This window comes from Facivitalis istanbulensis (assembly GCF_040560405.1).
Classification (GTDB): domain Bacteria; phylum Pseudomonadota; class Alphaproteobacteria; order Sphingomonadales; family Sphingomonadaceae; genus Sphingomonas; species Sphingomonas istanbulensis.
On sequence record NZ_JAVSCQ010000004.1, the window covers coordinates 166,979 to 182,063 of the forward strand.

Below are 15,085 nucleotides of genomic sequence, written 5' to 3' on the forward strand. Positions count from 1 at the left end.
ATGGAGCAGGGCGATGGCATCCCGGCGGTGACGGTCACGACGCCGGACGGCGCGCGCCTGGCGCTGGGCGATCTGGGCGGTCCGCTGGTCATCTATTTCTACCCCAGGGACGATACCTCGGGCTGCACCCGCGAAGCGCAGGATTTCACCGCGCTGGGCGAGGCGTTTCGCGACGCGGGCGTGCGGGTCATCGGACTGTCCAAGGACAGTCCCGCCAGGCATCGGGCATTCGCGGCCAAACATGACCTGACGGTCGAACTGGCCAGCGATGAGGACGGCGCGGCGTGCGACGCGTTCGGCGTGTGGGGCGAGAAGAAGCTCTATGGCAAGACCTATATGGGGATCGAGCGGGCGACCTTCCTGTTCGATCGCGACGGGCGGCTGGCCCGAAGCTGGCGCAAGGTGAAGGTGCCCGGTCATGCCGCCGCGGTGCTGGAGGCGGCGCGCGCGCTTTGACGGGGGCGCTGGACAGAAGGGATGACATTGCCGCGGCCTGCGCGGCGGTGCTGCGCGAAGGCGATCCGCTCGCCAAGGTGCGGCTGGCGCGCGCGGTGGCACGTGCGTGGCGGCGAGGTGCGCTGTCCCACGCTTTTCAGACCGAGATGCCCGATGCGCCGGGGCGGCCCGAACGGCCTGCGCTGCTGCCGCCCAACCGCATGCCCAAGCGGGGGCGCGGAGGGTCCGAAAAGGGGCGGATCGCGCTGCTCCACGCGCTGGCGCATATCGAATTCGCGGCGATCGATCTCGCCTTCGACATGGCCGGGCGGTTCGGGGCGCAATTCCCCCGCGCGTTCGTCGACGACTGGATTTCGGTCGGCGCGGACGAGGCGATGCATTTCGCGGTGCTGGACCGGCGATTGCGCGCGCTGGGATCGGGCTATGGCGCGTTGCCCGCCCATGCCGGGTTGTGGGAAGCGGCGGAGGAAACCGCGCACGATGCGATGGCGCGGCTCGCGGTCGTGCCGATGGTGCTGGAGGCGCGCGGGCTGGACGTCACACCGGAAACGGTCGCACGTTTCCGCCTCGGCGGCGATGAGCGGTCGGCGCGGATCCTCCACCGCATCTATACCGACGAGATCCGCCATGTCGGTTTTGGCGCGAAATGGTTCGGATATCTCGCGGCGGGCGGCGACATCGAGCCCGCGCCACATTGGCGAATGCTGGTCCGACGCCATTTTCGGGGTGTCGTTAAGCCGCCGTTCAACGACTCGGCGCGCGCTTCTGCCGGTTTGACGCGTGACTTCTACGCGCCCCTTGCGGAGGGGGAACCGGAACAGGCACAAGCTGACCGTCTGTAACGCGGTGGGGCTGCGAAACAGCATTGGATGGACGAAAGCCGGCAAACCCGACCATGGGGGCGCTCGGCCTCAAGGTATCGGGGTTCGATGACGCAGCATCCTGTTTTCGCTCAGTCGATTGTGTCTCGCACCCGATCCGCTCTTCGTCTTCGCCGCCGTGGCGGTGCCATGCTGGCGGCGGCCGCGATCGTCGCGGGGCAGGGGGCCTTTGCCGCCGAGCCCAGCGGCCATCATCACGCACCCGCCGCGACCGGCGGTGAGTTCATTCCGGCGAACAGCGCCGAAGCCTCGGCCGACCTTCGCACCGACCAGCAATTCCGCACGCTCTTCCAAAGCTGGAAGAAGATGGATTCGGTGCAGAAGGGCGCGATCGCCATCCCCTCGGTCCAGCCGGTCGAGAATCTGCGCTTCACCAGCAATTTCGGCATCCGCTCCGACCCGTTTCGCGGCACCGCCGCGATGCATGCGGGGGTCGATATTCCGGGCCGGATCGGTACGCCCATCTATGCCACGGCGGACGGCATCGTCAGCCATGCCGGTTGGCAGGGCGGCTATGGCAATCTGATCGAGATCAACCATGGCAAGGGCATTGCGACCCGTTATGGCCACCTGTCCAAAATCCTGGTGGCCGATGGCGCGCGCGTGACTCGGGGCCAGTTGATCGGCGAAATGGGTTCGACCGGGCGCTCGACCGGCTCTCACCTTCATTACGAAGTCCGCATGGACGGCCATGCGGTGAACCCGGTGCCGTTCCTGACCACCGGCGACTATCTGATGGCGTCGCAGGATCATAGCATCCACCAGATCCCCGTTTCCACCGACGGTCCCGCCGCGCAGGATTGATGCGCGCGGCCTTCCCTTGAACCGGGGGGCAGGGAACAGTGTCGTGGCGCAGGGCCAGGGGTTCACGCCTTCTTTCCGCGATCGACGGCCAATCCGGCGACAGGCAAGGATTTTGGCGTGATCGGGCGAGCGGGATTGCCGCCGTCGCGCCCCATGCCTATCTGGGCATCATGGCCACAGCAATTTCCGACATCGCGCTGACCCCGGCCGCCGCGGCCCGCGTCGCGACGATTGCCGAGCGACAGAACAAGCCCGCCATCCTGCGCCTTTCGGTCGAAGGCGGCGGCTGTTCGGGCTTTCAATATCGCTTTGGGCTGGCCGATGCCCCGGACTCGGACGATGTCGTGACCGAGACCGACGGCGTGCGGCTGGTCGTTGACAGCATCAGCCTGGACCTCGTGCGCGGGGCGGAGGTTGATTATGTCGAATCGCTGGGCGGCGCGGCGTTCCGCGTGACCAATCCCAATGCCGCGTCGGGTTGCGGCTGCGGCACCAGCTTCTCCATCTGACGGCCGATATCCCCACGTGAAGATCACCACCTATAACGTCAACGGGATCAAGGCCCGTCTGCCGCGCCTGCTCGAATATCTGGCGGAGGCGGAGGCCGACATCGTCTGTCTTCAGGAATTGAAGGCCGGCGACGAGAGCTTTCCCATCAGCGATATCGAAGCCGCCGGTTATGGCGCGCTCTGGCATGGGCAGAAGAGCTGGAACGGGGTCGCCGTGCTGGCGCGCGGGGCGCAGCCGGTCGAGCGGCAGCGCGGTCTGGCGGGGGAGCCCGAGGACGCGCACAGCCGCTATCTGGAGTGCGACGTGAACGGACTGGTCGTCGCCTCGCTCTACCTGCCCAATGGCAATCCGTGTCCGGGCCCGAAATTCGACTATAAGCTGCGCTGGATGGCGCGGCTGGCCGAGCGGGCGCGGGCGTTGCTGGCCGAGGAAGTGCCGGCGGTTCTGGCGGGCGACTATAATGTCATCCCGAATGACGACGACACCTTCTCGGTGCCCGCAATGGCCAGCGACGCGCTGATGCAGCCCGAAAGCCGCGCCGCGTATCGCCGATTGCTGGCGCAGGGGTGGACCGACTCGATCCGGACGCGCGCGCCCAGGGGGGGCGTGTGGACTTTCTGGGATTATCAGGCGGGATCGTGGCAGCGGGATGCGGGGTTCCGCATCGACCATCTGTTGCTCAGCCCGCAGGCGGCGGACCGGCTGGTCGATGCCGGTGTCGACAAAAGCTATCGCGGCCGGGAAAAGGCCAGCGACCATGCGCCGAGCTGGGTTCGGCTGCGCGACGCCTGAGCACGGCGGGCGGGACGATCGGCACGATCCTCCGTTCTCCATCTCGACAGGATTGAGGCGGCTGCCGGATAGCCCGCCGACCATTGGCGGATTATCCGAGCATATGGCGTGTTTCGCGGACGGGTCTCCCGTCTCATTGTCGTGAAAACAGCTACTTAGGTGTATGGCATGCATAATGCAGTAACTCACGTGCCGGAGTTGATCCGGCGCCAAGGGGAGTTTCTGCCATGCTTGTTTCGCTGTTGATCGCTTCGGTCCTGTCGGTCGCTGTTCCGGCCGATAGCGCGGTTCCCGGCCCGGCCCGTCCGGCCCAGGATGTTGCCATGGTTGAGGGCAAGCCGATCCGATACTGCGTAAAATACACGCCGACGGGCTCGCGCATTTCCCGCAAGCTGTGCCGCACGGCCGAGGAATGGGTGCAGCGCGAAGGGGAATTGCCCGACTTCCTCGCGGACATGCGCTGATCGTTGCGCGGGAGACCAGCCATGATGATCCTCGCCCTGCTCGCCGCGCAGGCCACCACGCCCGCCGCCACATCCGACACTCGGGTCGCCAGGCCGATACTGGTCGAAATCAACGTGACGCCCGTGCCCGAGGCCAGCGCGACCGCCAGGCCGCTCCGCTACTGCTTTCGTGGCGTCCGGGACGATCAGACTCGCCGCGGCAAGGTCTGCCGCAGCCGTGCCCAGTGGATGGAGCATGGCATCGACCCGCTCGATTCCATGCGACGCGGCCAATAAGGTGGGATGGGGCCGCGCGCCAGCCAGCGGCCCCGCCTTCTCGGGTTAGCCCAGATCGCGGGCGTAGACGTTATAGGTCTTGTTCACATGGCTGTTGATCGTCTCGGCGATCGAGCGCATCCCCTGATTGTCATCGAGGATCCAGCCGATCTCGCCGCGCGACGCGCCATAATGCTCGACCGAGGCGCGGCGGATATATTCGATCATCATGAAAGCCAGCTGGCTGGCCATTCGCGATGACTGAAGTTCCTTGACCACGCCCATCAACGGGACGCGCATCGTCCGCACCTTGGGCGCGCGCAGCCACAGCAGCAACTTGGCCCAGCCAAAGGGGAGCAGGCTGCCCTTCAGCGGCTTGATCGCCTCGTTCAGGTTGGGGAGCGTAATCATGAAGGCGACGGGCTTGCCGTCCAGCTCGGCGATGCGGATCAGGTCGTTGAACACGATCGGCTTCAGCTTGACGCCGACATCGCGGATTTCGGGCGGGGTGAGCGGAATGAAGCCCCAATTGTCCGACCACGCATCGTTCAGGATGTTCAGGATGATCGCGGCCTCTTCCGCGAACCTGGCCTTGTTCACCTCGCGTACGCGAATCCGCTCGTTCTTTTCGCCCGACTTGATGATCCGCTGGACGATCGGCGGGAATTCCTTCGTGATGTCCAGCTCGTAGGTGAAGAGCTGCTTGATCGTCGTATAGCCGGCGGCTTCGATCCACCCCTGATATTCCGGGCGCGCATGGCCCATCATGATGGTCGGATCCTGGTCGAATCCCTGGACCAGCAGGCCGGGCTCCTCCCACACCGATTGCGACACGGGGCCGATCGCGCGGGTCATGCCCTGTTCGCGCAGCCAGCCCTCGGCGGCGGCGAGCAGGGCGGTGAAGACGTCCTGCCGCTCGGCATCCATGAGCCCCCAGAAGCCGGTGCCGGGGCCGAAGCCCTTGCTCGGGTCCATCTCCAGCGCCAGCGTGTCGAGATGCGCGGAAATCCGCCCGACGACGCGGCCATTCTCCTCGGCGAGGAACAGCTGCACCTTGGCATGGCTGTACCAGCCATTTTTCTCGGGGGTGAGAAGGCCCAGCGCCTCGCCCTTCAGGGGCGGCACCCAATGCGGGTCATTTGCATAATGGCGGAAGGGGAAATCGACAAAGGTCTTGCGGTCGCTCTTCGTGTGGATCGGGCGAATGGAAAGGGCCATGATGGATCGGGTCCGGAAGAAAGTGGTTTTTCCCGTGTCTAACCGCCCCGGTCGATCATAGCGAGTGAGGATATCGTCAATCCGGGTCGTGGGAATGCCACCGTATCGCCACTATGTAGGGGCAAAGGATATGCCCATGGAAACGACGCTTTCTTTCGATCGCCACGCGACGGCGGGTTCGGCCACCCCGGCGGGGGACCAGGCCACGCGCGCGCCGATCCTGGACGACAAGGCGATGCTGCGCGCCGCCGCCGAGTTGACCCGCGACCTGATCGCCCCGCGCCCGGCCCTGTACTGGGCGGACATGGTGGGCAGCGCGATCCTCGGCTACGGCGCGCTGGCCGTCGCGGTGACGGCTGCCTCGCCGGGGGTGATCGCGGCGGCGGGCATCGTTTCGGTGCTGGCGCTCTACCGCGCGCTGCTGTTCATCCATGAAGTCAGCCATATGAAGCATTCGGCACTGCCGGGCTTCCGCACCGGCTGGAACGCGCTGGTCGGTGTGCCGTTGCTGACCCCGGCCTTCATGTATGAAGGTGTCCACAATCTGCACCATGCCAAGACGCGCTATGGCACGGCGGACGATCCCGAATATCTGCCGCTGGCGCTGATGAAGCCATGGACGCTGCCGGCCTTCATCCTGGTGTCGGCCCTGGCGCCCATCGGGCTGCTGATCCGCTTTGCGATCCTGTCCCCGCTGTCCTGGGTCATCCCGCCGCTCCGGCGCGAAGTGGTGGCGCGCTTCTCCGCGCTGGCGATCAATCCGCAGTTCCGCCGGCGGATGCCTGAGGGCGAGGCGCTGGTCCGCTTCAACCGGACCGATGCGGCGGCCTCGATCTGGGCGATCGCGTTGCTGGCCATGGTGGCGACGGGGCTGATCCCCTTGCGCGGCTTCGCCATCGGCCTGGTGATCGGCTCGGCCATCGCGGTGCTCAACCAGGTGCGTACGCTGGTCGCGCATCTGTGGGAGAATGAGGGCGAGCCGATGACCGTGACCGCGCAATATCTGGACTCGGTCAACGTCCCGCCGCCCGCGCTGCTGCCGGGGCTTTGGGCGCCGGTGGGCCTGCGCTATCACGCGCTGCACCATCTGCTGCCCTCGCTGCCCTATCATGCGCTGGGTGAAGCGCATCGTCGGATCAGCGCGGCGGTCACCCCCGACTCGCCCTATCACAAGGCGAGCTACACCGGGTTGCCGAGCCTGGTCGCCAAGATCGGGCTGAGCACGATCCGCCGCGGGCACTGATCCCGGTGTGAGGCACTGCCGGGCCCCAGCGGTCCGGCGGCGCGATCAGCGCCAAAAATCGCCCGCTGATTGCGGAGGTGCAACGAATTTGGCCGTCGCAGGGAGCCAATGGGCCGGTTGGCGCATTGGCATGGGGACGGTGTGGCCGATGGCCGCGCCATGATCCAGACGGGGAGGCCAGATACAGGATGAGCGAAAACGACGCCATCGTCACCGCCGGAGAAAAGCGGGCATTGCTGCAACGCCTGGTGCTGCCCTGGTGGACGCTCGTGTTCCCGCTGCTGGGGCTGCTCGCGATCGCCACGTCGCTCTACAAGATGGGAACCGTCGGAACGGTGGCGGCGGCGGTCATCCTGATCGGTTGCGTCCTGGCCGCGGTGCATCAGGCCGAAGTGGTCGCGCATCGGGTGGGCGAGCCGTTCGGCACGCTGGTCCTCGCGGTGGCGGTGACGGTGATCGAGGTTTCGCTGATCGTCAGCCTGATGCTGTCCGATGCAGGGGATGCCTCCAGCCTGGCGCGCGACACGGTGTTCGCGGCGATCATGATCATCCTGAACGGCATCGTCGGCATCTGCCTGCTGGCGGGCGGGGCGCGCCATGGCGAGCAGCGTTTTTCGCTGCGCGGGGCGAGCGCGTCGCTCAACGTGCTGACCGCGATGGTGGTGCTCTCGCTGGTCCTGCCCAATTATGTCTCGTCGGCGCCGGGGCCGACCTATGCGACCTCGCAACTGATCTTCGTCGCGATCGTCAGCGTCATTCTCTATGGCACCTTCGTGATGGTGCAGACGGTCCGGCACCGCAATTATTTCCTGCCGGCGGAGGAGGATATGCCGGGCGACGGCCATGCCGAGCCGCCCAGCGACACGGCCGCCTGGACCGCGCTGGCGATGCTGCTGGTCGCGCTGGTCGGTGTGGTGCTGCTCGCCAAGGGGCTGTCGGGCATCGTCGAGGCGGCGATCCTGGGCGCCGGATTGCCGCTCGCGATTGTCGGCGTGGTGATCGCCGCGCTGGTGCTGGCCCCCGAAAGCCTGGCGGCCTATCGCGCGGCGCGGAGCAACCGGCTCCAGACCAGCCTCAACCTGGCGCTGGGATCGGCATTGGCGACGATCGGCCTGACCATTCCGGCGGTCGCGATCGTCTCGCTGACGCTGGGCCTGCCATTGGCGCTCGGGATCGGGGCGAAGGAGATGATCCTGCTCGTCCTGTCGCTCTTCACCATCACGTTGACGCTGGGCACAGGGCGGACCACCGTGCTCGGCGGGGCGGTGCATCTGGTGATCTTCGCCGCCTATCTGTTCGTGACCGTGGTGCCCTGATCCCGTTCCGCATGCGGCGGGCCATGGTCCGGGCAAAGGAAGACGGAGGCGCGATCAGTTCTTCTGCTTCCTGGCGTCCTGCTCGGCCTTCCATGCCCGATATTGTTCGATCGCGATCGAGCGTTTCAGGATCTTCGACCACGGATCGACGATGACATGCGCATCGGCGGGGATGGTCAGCGTCCCCGTCCCGCTGGTCATCGGCAATGTCTCGATCCGGTCGCCGACCTCTACCTCGACGGGCAGGGGGAAGGGGCCGCCGCCCGGGACCCGCCATGTCAGCGTCAGCCGGTCGCCGGTGCGCGTCTCCACGATCTCTGGCAGCGCGGCCTGGCGCAGATAGACGTCGAAGAACCAGCCATAATCCTTGCCCGTCACCTGCCGGACAAAGCCCTCATATTCGCGGGTCGAGCCATAGCGCGGAGAGAAATTGCCCGGCCGCGGATCGGTACGGCCATAGACGGCCAGGCGGGTCACGTCCCAGAAGGCCTTGTCGCCGATCAGGTTGCGCAGGGTGTGGAGCATCCACGACCCTTTCATATAGATGTCGAGGCCGGGTCCGCCCTTGGCCGGTTCGTAGACATCCTGCTCGGTCATGCTGCGGCCGTGGACGATGGGGGCCTTGTTGGCGATCTGTCCGCGCTGGGCATCCATCATCACGGCATAGCGCGCATCACCCTCGCGCCAGCGGCCATAGGCCGGCTGCATATAGCTGCCATAGCCCTCGTGCAGCCAGAAATCGTCCCAGTCGGCGTTGGTCAGCTGGTTGCCGAACCATTCATGGCTGAACTCATGCTGGAACAGCCAGTCGAAGCCCTCGGGCGCCTTGGCATAATCGTTGCCATAGGCATTGATCGTCTGGTGCTCCATGCCCTTGTGCGGCGTCTCGACCACGCCGAGCTTCTCGTCGCCGAAGGGGAAGGGGCCGATGGTCGATTCGAAGAAGTCCAGCGTCGGCGCGAATTCGGCGAACAGCGCCTCGGCCTTCGCCTTCTCGCCGGGCAGATACCAATAGGCCATCGGGATGCTGTTGCCGAAGCGGCTCTTGTAGCGCCCCTCGATGACCTCATACGGCCCGACATTGAGCGCGATGGCATAGGTGTTGGGATGCCGGGTCCGCCAGTTCCAGCGGGTGCGGCCATCGGGCAGCGTGTCGACGCCCAGCAGCACGCCGTTGGACGGGGCCTTCAACCCCCGGGGTACCGTGATGTGCAGCGTGACCACGCCCGGCTCCCCCATCGGATAGTCGAGACAGGGCCAGAACAGGTCGCAGCCATAGCCCTGCGTCGTCGTCGCGAACCACGGGCGACCATCGGGCGTCTTCGCCCAGACGACGCCGGTATCCCATGGCGCCCGCACCGCGACATGCGGGGTGCCGCCATAGCGAATTTGAGCGCGCACTTTTTGCCCGGCACGCAGCGGGTGGGGCAGGGCAATGACCAACTGCCCCTGCGGATTGCTCCACAGTCCGGGCTTGAGTGGCGCGCCGTCGATCGCGATCGCCTTGACCGGCAGATTGCGGTCGAGATCGATGACCAGCCGGGCCAGCGGTGCCCGGGCGGTGAAGTCCAGCACCGCGAGGCCGTTCAGTTCCTCGGTATCGGGCAGGACCTCGAACGACAGGTCGGCGCGGTCGAAGCGCATGGCGCGTTGTTCGGGCGGGCGAACGCCGCCGGATATCATGGTCTGCGCGGTCAGCGGCGGTTCGCCTTTGGCCGGGAGCGCCCTGGGCGTCTGGGCGGGCGCGGCCGCGCAGAGCAGGGACGAGGCGAGCAGCGCGGCAGCGGCATTCCGTATACGATCCATGCGGCATGGTGTCGCGCAGCGATCGCGGCTTGGCAAGCGCGCCATGGTCGGTTGGTCGCAGCGGGAATTGATGGATCGGCAACCCTACCCATATATAGTGGGAATGAGGCCCCGGTCGGGGCCGACCGGAGTTTGCATGAACCAGTCCTTTCCCGTCCTTCCGCTGCGTGACATCGTCGTTTTCCCGCACATGATCGTGCCCCTGTTCGTCGGTCGTGACAAATCCGTCGCGGCGCTGGAAGCGGCGATGGCGGCGGACAAGGAGATCTTCCTGGTCGCCCAGCTCGATCCCGCCGAAGACGACCCCTCGCGCGAGGATCTGTATGAGATCGGCGTCACCGCCACCGTCCTGCAACTGCTCAAGCTGCCCGATGGCACCGTCCGCGTGCTGGTCGAGGGCAAGACGCGCGGCCGCCTGGTCGAGGTGGACGAATCGGGCCCCTTCCTGACCGCCACGATCGACGAGACCCCGGTGCCGGACGACGCCGCCATGCTGGAGGCGCAGGACCATGACATGAAGGCGCAGATCGCCGCGCTGATGCGCTCGGTGGTCGAGCAGTTCGAGAATTACGCCAAGCTCAACCGCAAGCTGCCCGCCGAAACCGCGGTCCAGCTGGCCGAGATCGAGGACCCCGCGCGGCTGGCCGATTCGGTCGCGGCCAACATCTCGGTCAAGGTCGCCGACAAGCAGGCGCTGCTGGTCGAGACCGATCCGGCCAAGCGGCTGGAGATGGCCTATGCCCTGATGGAGGGCGAACTCGGCGTCCTGCAGGTCGAAAAGAAGATCAAGAGCCGCGTCAAGCGCCAGATGGAGAAGACGCAGCGCGAATATTATCTCAACGAGCAGCTCAAGGCGATCCAGCGCGAGCTGGGCAATGAGGGCGAGGACGGCGATGGCGACGAGATCGCCGAGCTGACCCAGAAGATCGCCACGCTCCGGCTGTCCAAGGAAGCGCGGACCAAGGCGACCGCCGAGCTGAAGAAGCTCAAGAGCATGGCACCGATGAGCGCCGAGGCGACGGTGGTGCGCAACTATCTCGACGTGCTGCTGGGCCTGCCCTGGGGCAAGAAGTCGAAGATCAAGAAGGACATCGCCGCGGCGCAGGCGATCCTGGACCAGGATCATTATGCGCTGGAAAAGGTGAAGGACCGGATCGTCGAATATCTCGGCGTGCAGGCGCGCACCAACAAGCTGAAGGGGCCGATCCTGTGCCTCGTCGGGCCGCCGGGCGTCGGCAAGACCTCGCTGGGCCAGTCGATCGCCAAGGCGTGCGGACGCGAGTTCATCCGCCAGTCGCTGGGCGGCGTGCGCGACGAGGCCGAGATCCGGGGCCATCGCCGCACCTATATCGGCTCGCTGCCGGGCAAGATCGTGACCAACCTGAAAAAGGCCGGCACGTCCAACCCACTGTTCCTGCTCGACGAGATCGACAAGCTGGGCCAGGATTTCCGTGGTGACCCCGCCTCGGCGCTGCTGGAGGTGCTCGACCCCGAACAGAATGCCAAGTTCAACGATCACTATCTGGAGATCGACATTGATCTGTCGGACGTGATGTTCGTGTGCACCGCGAACACGCTGAACCTGCCGCAGCCCTTGCTCGACCGCATGGAGATCATCCGTCTGGAGGGCTATACCGAGGATGAGAAGGTCGAGATCGCCGAGCGCCACCTGATCGCCAAGCAGGTCGAAACGCACGGCCTGAAGGACGGCGAGTTCACGCTGACGCAGGAAGGGCTGCGTGCCCTGATCCAGCGCTACACCCGCGAGGCGGGCGTCCGCACGCTGGAGCGCGAGATCGCGCGTCTCGCCCGCAAGGCGCTGCGCCAGATCCTGGAGGGCAAGGCGTCCTCGGTGACGATTACGCCGGACAATCTCCACGAATTCGCGGGCGTCCAGAAGTTCCGCCACGGCCTGTCTGAGCAGGAGGACCAGATCGGCGCCGTCACCGGCCTTGCCTGGACCGAGGTGGGGGGCGAATTGCTGACCATCGAATCGGTGACGGTGCCGGGCAAGGGGCAGGTGAAGACCACCGGCAAGCTGGGCGATGTGATGAAGGAATCGGTGCAGGCCGCCTTCAGCTTCGTGCAGGCGCGCAGCCCCAGCTTCGGGATCAAGCCGTCGCTGTTCCACCGCAAGGACATCCATATCCACCTGCCCGAGGGCGCGGTGCCCAAGGATGGCCCGTCGGCGGGTATCGGCCTGGTCACGTCGATCGTGTCGACCCTGACCGGTGTGCCGGTGCGCAAGGAGGTGGCGATGACCGGCGAGGTCACGTTGCGCGGTCGCGTGCTGCCGATCGGCGGACTGAAGGAAAAACTGCTGGCGGCGTTGCGGGGTGGGATCACCACCGTCCTCATTCCGCAGGAGAATGAGAAGGATCTGGCCGAAATCCCCGCCAATATCCGCGAGGGGTTGAAGATCGTGCCGGTCGCCCATGTCGACGAGGTCCTGCGGCTGGCGCTGGTGGGTCCGCTGGAGGCGATCGACTGGACCGATGCGGATGAATTGGCCGCCTTGCCGCCTGCCGCCATTCCGGCGGCGCCGGGCGAGCGGCATCACTGATCGTCGGATTTCGGGCGCCGTCAATCGACGGATTGGCGGCGCCTGTCATCAATCTGTCTTCGACCATCGCCTAGCAGGGCGATCTTGTGATTGGATCACAAAGGTTTGACAGGCGGCGCAGGTACGGCATTATCGCTTCTTTGCCATGATGACGGTCGCCGAGTCCGTCTGTATTTCTCAACGGGACCATAGGGGGTTAAGGAATGAACAAGCAGGAACTGATCGCCCATGTCGCCGAGACTTCGGGTCTTGTCCGGGGTGACGCGATCAAGGCGGTCGATGCCGTGTTCGAGTCGATTACCGCCACGTTGAAGAAGGGCGAAGAGGTCCGTCTGGTGGGCTTCGGTACATTCTCCGTCTCCAAGCGCAAGGCATCGACCGGCCGTAATCCGCGCACCGGCGAACCGATGACGATCAAGGCGTCGTCGCAGCCCAAGTTCAAGCCGGGCAAGCTCCTGAAGGACTCGGTCAATTAATTCGCGTTTTGGGGCTGGACAGGCGGTAATCCGCCGCCTAAAGGCCCGTCTCCCGGTTACCGGGCGCGTAGCTCAGCGGTAGAGCACACCCTTCACACGGGTGGGGTCACAGGTTCAATCCCTGTCGCGCCCACCATGCAAATGGCAATGGCCGCCCGTCGCTTCCCAGCCGAAGCAGATCGGGCGGCCATTTTGCATTGGCGTGGGCGTCATGATCGGCGCGCGGGCGGTGCCGACCGATGACCCGCTCCGGGCGGGCGCACTCGATCGCCCCGTTTCGGCCCGGACATCGCCGGCGCTCATGATTGCCGCCCGGCCGGAAAAGACAGGCCATGCACCTTCATCACGCACGGTGCGAAGGCGCCAGGGAAGCGGGCATTTCGGCCTTGGCTAACGGGCATGAATGCGCCCGACAGCGTCGAATCGTCCGTCTGGCACGCGTCCCACGCTGTCACGCCGAGGACCGCCATCTGTCACAAGCGGGCTGTCGGTTGTCATAAAAATGACTTCTAACATGCATCTTGACGTCATCTAACGTCCTTATCGCCCGATCCCGGGATCGGCAGGGGGAAATTGCTCGAGTCGATCGCCGGGCGAAGCCTCGCCCGTACAGCAACGATAAGATCGGGAGTTTTTCGGCGATGGCGAGCTTCAAGCGCTTAGGCCTCATTCTCATGACCAGCTCGGCCTGCGCCGCGCTCAGCGCGTGCGGGGGCGCGGACAGCGTCGCCTCGCCCGGTGCGGGCAGCGTGGTGATCGTGCAGCCGGCGCCGACGCCGACCCCTTCGCCGACCCCGGCGCCCACCTCGCCCGTCACCGCGGCGCAGTTCGCCGCCGTGACCAAGGTCAACGACGTGACGATCACGTCCGACGAGCAGCTGGCGATCGTCAACGCGGGCACGAACAACAATGTGAACGGCACCGGCGCGGGGCTGAATGGCGTCTATCCGGTTAGCAGCACCTCGCTGACCACCGCGACCGATCCGTCGACGCTCAATGCCTTCTTCACCTCGACCAACTATGTCGGCGCGCTCAACGGGCCGACCGATACCGCCTTCCAGGGCTGGACCTGCAATTCGACCTCGGCCGAATTCGGCGGTTCGGGCGCACGTTGTACGGCGGTCCCCTCGATCGGTGATTTCTCGGCCACTGCGTCGAGCTGCCCGACCGGCACCACCGATGACGGCACCAACAGTTCGAAGACGCCGACGCTGCGCTTCTGCCGCCTGCCGCAGAACATCACCAGCGACATGTCGCTGCCGAAGATCGCCGGCGTCGTCTATCGCCTGCGTGGCCAGACCGAGGTCGGCACCGATCTCGGCTCGACCGGTGGCGCTGGCGTCACGCTGACCATCGCGCCGGGCGTCGTCATCGCCGCCGATTCGACCGAGGCGACGAACGACCTGCTGCTGGTCAACCGTGGTTCCAAGATCCAGGCCGTCGGCACCCGCGACGCGCCGATCGTCTTCACCTCGCAGCAGAACCTGGCCAGCAACGGCGTATCCGATGCAACCCAGGGTCAGTGGGGCGGCATCATCCTGCTCGGCCGCGCGCCGACCGCCGTCTGCGCGACCGGCACCGGCCCCAACGATGCCGCCGGTTCGTCGACCACCTGCCAGCTCGCCATCGAGGGCGTGACCGGCCGCTTCTATGGCGGTTCGAACCAGACGGACTCGTCGGGCCAGATGTCCTATGTCCAGATCCGCTATTCGGGCATCGCCATTTCGGACGGCAACGAGCTTCAGGGCCTGACGCTGGGCGGTACCGGCTCGGGCACGGTGCTGGATCACATCCAGAGCCACAACTCGGCCGATGACGGCATCGAGATCTTCGGTGGTACCTCGAACCTGAAGTACATCGCGATCACCGGCGCCGACGATGACGGCTTCGACATCGACAATGGCTATCGCGGCTTCATGCAGTTCATGATTGCGGCACAGCGGGTGCTCGGCGCGACGGCGGACAGCTTCTCGACCGAGATCGACTCGAACAATGCCGAGGATCTGCTGCCGCGCACCTTTGGTCGCTATGCCAACTTCACTTTCCTCCAGACCGCAAGTGCGCCCGCCGCAATCCGCCTGCGCGGTGGTGCGGACATGACCTTCATCAACGGTATCGTGAAGGCCACGCAGTCCGGCGTCGCCTGCATCAACCTGATCGCAGGTGCGGGTTCGGGTGGGGACCGCACCACGATCCGCGCGGCCAATTCCGGTCTGCAGGACCAGGGTCCGCCGGTTTTCACCTCGGTCTATTTCAGCTGCTACGGCCGCTAAGGCCCCGCTGACCATGCGCTTGGGCTTT

At 65.8% G+C, this 15,085-nt stretch carries 14 protein-coding genes and 1 tRNA gene; 13 read left to right on the forward strand and 2 right to left on the reverse strand.

All coding sequences use genetic code 11. The annotated features are described in order from the left end of the window. The 7 genes from RN629_RS04670 (at position 1) to RN629_RS04700 (ending at position 4,183) form a co-directional block, all read left to right on the forward strand. On the forward strand, positions 1–456 hold the full coding sequence (locus RN629_RS04670) for a peroxiredoxin (protein ID WP_407034171.1): 456 nt from the start codon (positions 1–3) through the stop codon (positions 454–456). Then, positions 453–1,298, forward strand: a complete 846-nt coding sequence (locus tag RN629_RS04675) for a ferritin-like domain-containing protein (protein ID WP_407034108.1) — start codon at positions 453–455, stop codon at positions 1,296–1,298. The genes RN629_RS04670 and RN629_RS04675 overlap by 4 nt, the downstream gene beginning before the upstream one ends. Before the next feature lie 168 nt (positions 1,299–1,466). Further along, a complete protein-coding gene (locus RN629_RS04680; RefSeq protein ID WP_407034109.1) occupies positions 1,467–2,141 on the forward strand; it encodes a M23 family metallopeptidase in 675 nt (224 codons plus the stop codon). Positions 2,142–2,311: 170 nt separating this feature from the next. Beyond that, the gene (erpA, locus tag RN629_RS04685; RefSeq protein ID WP_407034110.1) at positions 2,312–2,650 is read left to right on the forward strand and encodes an iron-sulfur cluster insertion protein ErpA; all 339 of its coding nucleotides are present in this window, start codon (positions 2,312–2,314) and stop codon (positions 2,648–2,650) included. Positions 2,651–2,666: 16 nt separating this feature from the next. Next, positions 2,667–3,443: an exodeoxyribonuclease III gene (gene xth / locus RN629_RS04690; RefSeq protein ID WP_407034111.1), complete on the forward strand. Its 777-nt coding sequence runs from the start codon at positions 2,667–2,669 to the stop codon at positions 3,441–3,443. A gap of 227 nt (positions 3,444–3,670) precedes the next feature. Then, entirely contained in the window at positions 3,671–3,907 is a 237-nt protein-coding gene (locus RN629_RS04695; RefSeq protein WP_407034112.1) for a hypothetical protein, read from the forward strand. A gap of 21 nt (positions 3,908–3,928) precedes the next feature. Beyond that, a complete protein-coding gene (locus RN629_RS04700; protein ID WP_407034113.1) occupies positions 3,929–4,183 on the forward strand; it encodes a hypothetical protein in 255 nt (84 codons plus the stop codon). Between the two features lie 45 nt (positions 4,184–4,228). On the opposite strand, the gene RN629_RS04705 is transcribed toward RN629_RS04700, so the two are convergent. After that, positions 4,229–5,380, reverse strand: a complete 1,152-nt coding sequence (locus RN629_RS04705) for an N-acetyltransferase (protein ID WP_407034114.1) — start codon at positions 5,378–5,380, stop codon at positions 4,229–4,231. 136 nt (positions 5,381–5,516) lie between these two features. On the opposite strand from RN629_RS04705, the gene RN629_RS04710 reads away from it, so the two are divergent. Then, positions 5,517–6,623 carry a fatty acid desaturase family protein gene (locus RN629_RS04710; RefSeq protein ID WP_407034115.1) on the forward strand — a complete coding sequence of 369 codons (1,107 nt, stop codon included), beginning with the start codon at positions 5,517–5,519 and terminating at the stop codon, positions 6,621–6,623. A gap of 188 nt (positions 6,624–6,811) precedes the next feature. Further along, the gene (locus RN629_RS04715) at positions 6,812–7,939 is read left to right on the forward strand and encodes a calcium:proton antiporter (RefSeq protein WP_407034116.1); all 1,128 of its coding nucleotides are present in this window, start codon (positions 6,812–6,814) and stop codon (positions 7,937–7,939) included. A 54-nt stretch (positions 7,940–7,993) separates the two neighbouring features. Here RN629_RS04715 and RN629_RS04720 read toward each other — a convergent pair whose 3' ends face one another. Then, positions 7,994–9,745 (reverse strand): M1 family metallopeptidase, encoded by a 1,752-nt coding sequence (locus RN629_RS04720; protein WP_407034117.1) that lies wholly within the window; start codon positions 9,743–9,745, stop codon positions 7,994–7,996. 136 nt (positions 9,746–9,881) lie between these two features. Between RN629_RS04720 and lon the strand changes: the two genes are divergently transcribed. The 4 genes from lon (at position 9,882) to RN629_RS04740 (ending at position 15,057) form a co-directional block, all read left to right on the forward strand. Further along, positions 9,882–12,308: an endopeptidase La gene (gene lon / locus RN629_RS04725; RefSeq protein ID WP_407034118.1), complete on the forward strand. Its 2,427-nt coding sequence runs from the start codon at positions 9,882–9,884 to the stop codon at positions 12,306–12,308. A gap of 203 nt (positions 12,309–12,511) precedes the next feature. Further along, complete coding sequence (locus RN629_RS04730) at positions 12,512–12,784, forward strand: HU family DNA-binding protein (protein ID WP_407034119.1); 273 nt, start codon at positions 12,512–12,514, stop codon at positions 12,782–12,784. 61 nt (positions 12,785–12,845) lie between these two features. After that, a tRNA-Val gene (locus RN629_RS04735) sits at positions 12,846–12,920 on the forward strand. A 538-nt stretch (positions 12,921–13,458) separates the two neighbouring features. Next, positions 13,459–15,057 carry a hypothetical protein gene (locus RN629_RS04740; protein WP_407034120.1) on the forward strand — a complete coding sequence of 533 codons (1,599 nt, stop codon included), beginning with the start codon at positions 13,459–13,461 and terminating at the stop codon, positions 15,055–15,057. The last annotated feature ends 28 nt before the right edge of the window (positions 15,058–15,085 follow it).